Origin of the sequence: Corynebacterium sp. CMW7794, from assembly GCF_001563605.1 — a bacterium.
In the GTDB taxonomy this organism is placed as follows: Bacteria; Actinomycetota; Actinomycetes; order Mycobacteriales; family Mycobacteriaceae; genus Corynebacterium; species Corynebacterium phoceense.
Window position 1 is genome coordinate 21,030 of record NZ_KQ961765.1, and the last position, 6,264, is coordinate 27,293.

The 6,264-nt window shown below is 62.9% G+C and carries 6 protein-coding genes; all 6 read right to left on the reverse strand.

Translation table 11 applies throughout. From position 1 onward, the window contains the following. Nucleotides 1–22: 22 nt before the first annotated feature. Nucleotides 23–1,720, reverse strand: coding sequence for a DNA repair protein RecN (gene recN / locus HMPREF3227_RS10280; RefSeq protein WP_066489230.1), 1,698 nt, complete (start codon nucleotides 1,718–1,720; stop codon nucleotides 23–25). A 65-nt stretch (nucleotides 1,721–1,785) separates the two neighbouring features. Continuing rightward, complete coding sequence (locus HMPREF3227_RS10285) at nucleotides 1,786–2,727, reverse strand: NAD kinase (RefSeq protein ID WP_066512872.1); 942 nt, start codon at nucleotides 2,725–2,727, stop codon at nucleotides 1,786–1,788. Continuing rightward, entirely contained in the window at nucleotides 2,727–3,542 is an 816-nt protein-coding gene (locus HMPREF3227_RS10290; protein ID WP_066512877.1) for a TlyA family RNA methyltransferase, read from the reverse strand. Before HMPREF3227_RS10290 ends, HMPREF3227_RS10285 begins: the two co-directional genes overlap by 1 nt. Next, nucleotides 3,542–3,742: a hypothetical protein gene (locus HMPREF3227_RS13365; RefSeq protein WP_141629264.1), complete on the reverse strand. Its 201-nt coding sequence runs from the start codon at nucleotides 3,740–3,742 to the stop codon at nucleotides 3,542–3,544. Before HMPREF3227_RS13365 ends, HMPREF3227_RS10290 begins: the two co-directional genes overlap by 1 nt. Beyond that, nucleotides 3,742–4,725 (reverse strand): HAD-IIA family hydrolase, encoded by a 984-nt coding sequence (locus HMPREF3227_RS10295; protein WP_066512878.1) that lies wholly within the window; start codon nucleotides 4,723–4,725, stop codon nucleotides 3,742–3,744. The genes HMPREF3227_RS13365 and HMPREF3227_RS10295 overlap by 1 nt, the downstream gene beginning before the upstream one ends. Beyond that, nucleotides 4,725–5,774, reverse strand: coding sequence for a tetratricopeptide repeat protein (locus tag HMPREF3227_RS13035; RefSeq protein ID WP_082750337.1), 1,050 nt, complete (start codon nucleotides 5,772–5,774; stop codon nucleotides 4,725–4,727). The genes HMPREF3227_RS10295 and HMPREF3227_RS13035 overlap by 1 nt, the downstream gene beginning before the upstream one ends. Nucleotides 5,775–6,264: the final 490 nt, after the last annotated feature.

A 6,264-nucleotide genomic window follows, 5' to 3' on the forward strand; every position in this document is an offset into this window, starting at 1 on the left:
CGGCAGCATCCCCGGCTCGGGCCTATTTATTCGCTTTCTCCTGCCGGAACTCCGCGACTTCCGCCTGTGCGCGGTCAAAGAGCTCCTGCGCGTGCGCACGCCCCGTCTCCGTGCCGTCGAGTCCCGCGAGCATGCGCGCCAGCTCCTCTACGCGTTCCCTCTCGCTGAGCGTGCTCACGCCCGAGGTATACATATCCTTCGCCACGTGGAGGTGCGTAGTCGCATACGCCGCCACCTGCGGCAGGTGCGTCACCACGATGACCTGATTGCGCGTCGCTAACCGCGCCAGGCGGCGTCCAATCTCCACCGCGGCGCGGCCACCCACGCCAGCGTCGACCTCGTCGAAGACCATGGTCGTGCCCTCCGTATTCGCCGAAAGCACGACCTCGAGCGCCAGCATGACGCGCGAGAGCTCGCCTCCCGATGCCGTCGCCGCCAGCGGCCGGCCATTGAGCTGCAGCTCCACCTCGTTCGCGCCCGTCCTCGAATACCGGGCGTCCTTCACCGCGACCGTGAACTCCGAGGACGCCATGGCCAGCCCCTTGAGCTCCGCCGTCACGGCATCCCCCAGGCGCCGCGCCGCGTCCTCACGCGCCGCCGTCAGTGTCGCCGCGTGCGCGATCATCTCAGACTCCGCCGCTTTGACCTGCTTGGCCAGCTCTTCCAGCGCCTCCGTGGACGTGTCAATAGACGCCAACCGCTCGTTCGCGTGATCCCGCCACGCAAGCACGCCGTCGATATCCGGCGCGTACTTCCGGGTGAGTGTCTTCAGCTCTTGCTGCCGCGTAAGCGACCTCTCCAGTTCCTCCGGATCCGCAGGCAAATCTGCCAGGTACGCGCCAAGCTCACCGGCGATGTCGCCCAAGCGCGACGTGATTTCCGCCAGCTGCTCCCCCAACGCCTTGAGCTGCTTATCCTCCACGCCCGACAGTTGCGCCTGCGCCTGCCCCAACAAGGACGAGGCCGCATCTTCCTCGAAGCCCTCTTGCCCGTCGATGCTCCCCAACGCGACCGTGGCCGCCTCGCGCAGACCATCAACGTCCTGGAGCTTGCGAATGCGCTCGACCAAATCCACGTCCTCACCCGACTGCGGGTGCATGCCATCGATCTCATCGACCGCGAACTGAAGCCGGTCCACTTCCTGTGCCAGCTCGCGCCGCGACTCCGTGCGCGTCTTATAGTCCTTGGCCAACGCACGCCACGTACGGAATGACTCTGCGTAGGCCTCGCGCAGCGGCGCGACCGCCGGATCCGACCGATCCACGGCTCCGAGCTGCTGTTCTGGCGCGAGCAACCGCAGCTGATCGTTTTGCCCATGGACCGTAAGCACGAGCGACGAGAATTCCCCCAACGTCGCCGCCGGCACTGAACGTCCGCCCAGGTACGCCTTCGAACGCCCCGCAGCCGAGACCGTACGCGCCACGATAAACTCGCCGTTCTCATCCGGCGAGCCGCCCGCGTCCTCCACGACCGTCGCGGCCGCCTGCGCAATATCCGGCGCCGCCGTATCCACGGCAAATGTGCCTTCCACCGAGGCCTTCTTCGACCCCTGGCGCACACGCGTGGAATCTGCACGTCCGCCCGCAAGCAGGCGCAAACCAGTGACCACCATCGTCTTACCTGCACCGGTCTCACCGGTAAGCACGGTCAATCCCGAGGACAACTCCGCGCTGGCGCGTTCGATAACGCCCAGGTTCTCGATCGTGATGTCTGCTAGCATGCCCCGTAGTCTATCGTATTTGTGTTCGAAGCGTCCACACGTCCGCGCCCACGTCCGGCAACGAGTTAGACCGAGTAGTCGTCGCCGCCGCGCTGCGGGCCGCGCCACCCCGCCACAGGCAGCCGGAGCTTGCTCACCAGACGATCCGTAAAGGGTTGATTGTCGAGACGCACCCAGCGCACGGGGCGCTCACCCTTCACGGCCTCCACGCGCGCGCCGGCAGGCATATCCAACCGCCGAAAGCCATCCATGCTCACCTGTGCCTCGGACGTCGACGACTCGGATTCCACGGCAACTCGCGACTGCGGCGAGACCACCAAAGGCTTGGTAAACAAGGCATGCGCGTTGTTGGGTACCACGAGAATGGCGTCGAGCTCCGGCCACAACACTGGTCCACCAGCGGAGAAGGCATACGCCGTAGACCCCGTGGGACTCGAGATAAGCACACCATCGCACCCAAAGGACGACACCGGGCGGGCGTCAATTTCCAGCACGGCGTCCAGCACTCCCGAATGGTCGAGGCTTTCCACGCTGGCTTCGTTGAGCGCCCACGAGCGTCCGATCTCTTTGCCGGCGCGGTCATAGACGACAACGTCGAGCGTCATACGATCCTCAATGCGGTAGGTTCGCGAGATCACCCGCTCGATGGCCTGTTCCAGGGACTCCGCCTCCCACTCAGCGAGGAAGCCCACGTGGCCCAAGTTGATGCCCAGAACCGGGATGTCCACCGCATGCGCCAAGTCTGCGGCGCGCAGGAAGGTGCCATCACCGCCCAAGACGAGCACCATCTCACACCCTTCGGCCGAGGCCGGCTCGTGCGGAACGAGATCCAGTCCCGACAGATCGACGCCCGGTGCCGGCGTCGCGCACACGCGCACCGTAATCCCCGCGTCGCGCAACAATTCCGCAGCGCGACGCATGGAGGCGACATTGTCTTCGCGCCCGGTGTGCGGCACAAGCAAAATCGTCCGCTGCGCGTCCTGCGTGCGGTCCGCCGTTGCGGTCATTACTGGGGTCCTTCCTCAATGGCCCGCACAACCATGTCGTGCAAAGCCTCGGCATCTGGATGCGTCGTTCCACCGTCTTTGACCAGCCAGAGGAAATACTCAACGTTTCCGCTCGGACCCGGTAGCGGTGACGCAGCCACTGCTTTGCAGCTTAGTCCGAGGGTCCGGGCAAAGGCAGCGATTTCTTCCGTGACCTCTGCCCGTAGCTCCGGCGATCGCACCACGCCACCGTGCCCCAAGCGGTCCTTTCCCACCTCGAACTGCGGCTTGACCATCGGGAGCAAGAATGCCCCATCGTTCAAGCACTCCACAATGGCGGGCAGAACCAACTTGAGCGAGATAAACGATAGGTCGCCCACCATCGCGTCGCATGGCCCTTCCGTGACCTCAAGCGTGAGGTTACGAATATTCGTCCGGTCGAGAACCATGACGCGCTCGTCGTTCTGCAGACGCCACAGTAGCTGTCCATAGCCCACATCAACGGCAAGCACCTCCCGCGCGCCATGGCGCAGGAGCACGTCCGTAAAACCGCCTGTCGATGCCCCTGCATCGAGCACCCGCAGCCCGTCAACCGAGACATCGAACGCCTCCAGCGCGCCCAACAGCTTGTGTGCGCCGCGCGATGCCCAATCGTCTTCCTCGGCCTTCTCAACGCGAATGGAGACTTCAGGCTCGACGATGGTCGCTGGTTTCTTGGCTTGGAAGCCCCCGACGTAGACGCGACCAGCCTTAATCCAGTCGACGGCTTGTTCACGTGAACGCGCAATCTTGCGGCGCACGAGCTCTGCGTCGAGACGGTGGCGTTTGAGGGCCATTAGTTCTCCTGAAGTACGTCACGCAGCACCGTGTGCGCGCGATCAAGCTGTTCAAATTCTTCGCGCAGATCCGCTGCCGGTTCGCCCAAGATATCACCGACACGCGTGTCGACGGACTCAGGACTCACCACCGAGTGCGGATCATGCGGCTTCGGGGCGGGCCGATGACCAGGCATGGACCCTGGAGTTGGTGCAGGCATCACCACCACGCCTTGACCGCACGCTCCGCTGCCTCAGAACGCGGTTGGATGTAGCGTGGCGGCTTGGGCAGCGCCCAGACGACCTCGAGCACGGTACGCAGCGCCTGCGTCGGTGTAGCGCCCTCATCTCCATGCTCAAGCAGGACATCATAACCATCGACGCGGGCCGTGAAACCACCCTGCGCACCCGGACGTGCTTCTGCCCGCTTGAGACCCAGATCTGCCAGTGTCGCGCCAATGTAATCGGGACGGTGCTTCTCCGGTGCCTCGATAAGAGCCATCGGGCCGCTCACTCCGGTAAGCACGTGGAAGGTGTCCATCGCAGCGGTATTGCCGCCCAAGATATCCGTGTCGAGACGGTCACCGACAGCCAAAGGCTTCGAGGAGCCCATCATCTTAGCGGCCTGAATGAACATCTCAGGGCCGGGCTTGCCCGCAGACAGCGGCTCCACGCCCGTCGACGTCGTAATAGCCGCGACGAGTGCACCGTTGCCCACTGCAAGACCGCGCTCCGTAGGCAACGAGGTGTCTAGGTTGGATGCAAAGAACTGCGCGCCCGCACGGATAGCCAGCGCCGCCTCAGACAGTTCGCGCCACCCAAGGTCCTTGCTCATGCCTTCGAGAACCGCCACCGGCTTGTCGTCTGCCGAAGAAACGACCTCAAAACCTGCGTCGCGCGCAAGCTTCTTATACGAGTCCGCAGCGACCACCAACACCTTGGAGCCTGCCTTGATGTGCTGTGAGGCGAGGGAGACTGCCGCCTGCGCAGAGGTAAGAACATGCTCTGGATCGGCCGGGATATCTATAGCGCGCAACATCGACGCCACCTCTTCAGGCGCACGCGACGCGTTATTAGTCACGTAAATGGCTTTGACGCCACAGGCGTTAAGCACGTCAGCGACACCGGGAAGAGCGACGCCGCCCTCCCAGACTGTCCCGTCTAAGTCGAGCAACAAGGCATCATGCGTGGTCAATAGACTCATTACAGTTCCTTGAGACGACCAGCGGCGTCAGTCGCTTCGTCCTCGTCGATCGCGACAGTGTGCTTGAACCATTCCTTAGCTTCGTCCGTACGACCAGCCTCCAGCAGTGCGTTGGCGTATGCGTAGCTCAAACGAGCAGCGCTCCCGCCGCGTGCCGCCTTATCCGGGCGTGCGCGCTGGATAGTGACCACGGCTGCTTCCGCCTGCCCCATATCAAGGCGTGCACCAGCAACGACAATAGCGAGCTCAATCTCGCCATCGCGATCGAGCATCTTGGCTTCTTCACTGCGGCCAAGCTCAATAGCTTTCTGCGGTCGGCCGAGCCCACGCTCGCAGTCCGCCATGACAGCAAGCATGCCCGGGCCGCCGGAAATACGGCGTGCCGCACGCAGTTCCGCCAGAGCCTCTTTCCACTCACCTGCGTGGTAGGCAGCAACGCCATTGATCTCGCGTGCCACGGACACACGACCCGCGCGATCCTTTGCCGCACGTGCATGGCGCAATGCGAGCTCCGGGTCGTCCTGCATGAGCATCGCAGCCATAATCATATGCTTAGCAGTCGCCTCAGCATTATCCTTCGACAACGACTTCAGGTCCTGAAGCACCGAAGGATCAAGCTCGTTCATATCGATATCGGACGGGACATCCGGGTCGTTCTGGCGACGATTGATGCGTTCCTCACGGAAGCCCGAACGCTGCGGCGAGTGACTCCGCTTCTTCTCATCACGGCGGTCATCGCGACGGCCACCTCCACGGCGGTCGTCACGACGGCCATTACCGCGGTGGTCGTTGCGACCACCACGTCGGTCGTCACGGTGATCGTTACGGCCGCCGCGACGGTCATCACGGCGCTCATTACGATCGCCACGGTATCCGCGGCGCTCGCCGTCCTCACGGCGGTCACGACGGTTGTCATCATCGCGCCCGGAGCCGAACGACGAACGCCCGCGACCCTCGTCGCGACGGCCATTACGGCCAGAAAACTTCCCCTGTGGCTTACCGCCACGGCGATCGCCATCGCGGCGCCCGTAGCTGTTGGAGTCAGACATATAGCCTTGCACTTTCCAGTTCGATGAATCAATCAAATACCCAGCCATACTACCCGCTACGGGAACAAAACCCTAGCGGCCACCGCGGGAACCAGCTAAAGAAACGGCAGTATTTCAATGAGCTCCCGTCGCCTGAAATTGGCGAACTTGAGTACATCAACCATCCCTCGGATCGAAATGGCGAGCGGTTACTCCGAGAGCAATTACGTCACAAGTACGAAACCAAAACAATCCGAGCCACGGCCCTCCTTTAACGCATGGAGCGCTAGAACATTACCAAGGACTGCCGCCGGGCCGGTGCGACTTACCCGCTACGTGCGTTGAAGTGTGAATGAGTCGTCTACAAACCGAAGAGAGTGTTGTGACTCGTTCATGTTTCACCAATGACACGCCGGCGCCTAGACGGGCTTGTCATGTGAAGAGGGTGTGCGGCGTCCCTGTAAAACGCGTAAAAGAAGCGAGGGCCGAAAGACACTTTTTGTCTTTCGGT

What these genes read in the sequence shown, in the direction of transcription:
- HMPREF3227_RS13365 (WP_141629264.1), bottom strand. Translation starts at nt 3,742, where the DNA reads ATGCCTGCACCAACTCCAGGGTCCATGCCTGGTCATCGGCCCGCCCCG.
- HMPREF3227_RS10295 (WP_066512878.1), bottom strand. Translation starts at nt 4,725, where the DNA reads ATGAGTCTATTGACCACGCATGATGCCTTGTTGCTCGACTTAGACGGG.
- HMPREF3227_RS13035 (WP_082750337.1), bottom strand. Translation starts at nt 5,774, where the DNA reads ATGTCTGACTCCAACAGCTACGGGCGCCGCGATGGCGATCGCCGTGGC.
- recN (WP_066489230.1), bottom strand. Translation starts at nt 1,720, where the DNA reads ATGCTAGCAGACATCACGATCGAGAACCTGGGCGTTATCGAACGCGCC.
- HMPREF3227_RS10290 (WP_066512877.1), bottom strand. Translation starts at nt 3,542, where the DNA reads ATGGCCCTCAAACGCCACCGTCTCGACGCAGAGCTCGTGCGCCGCAAG.
- HMPREF3227_RS10285 (WP_066512872.1), bottom strand. Translation starts at nt 2,727, where the DNA reads ATGACCGCAACGGCGGACCGCACGCAGGACGCGCAGCGGACGATTTTG.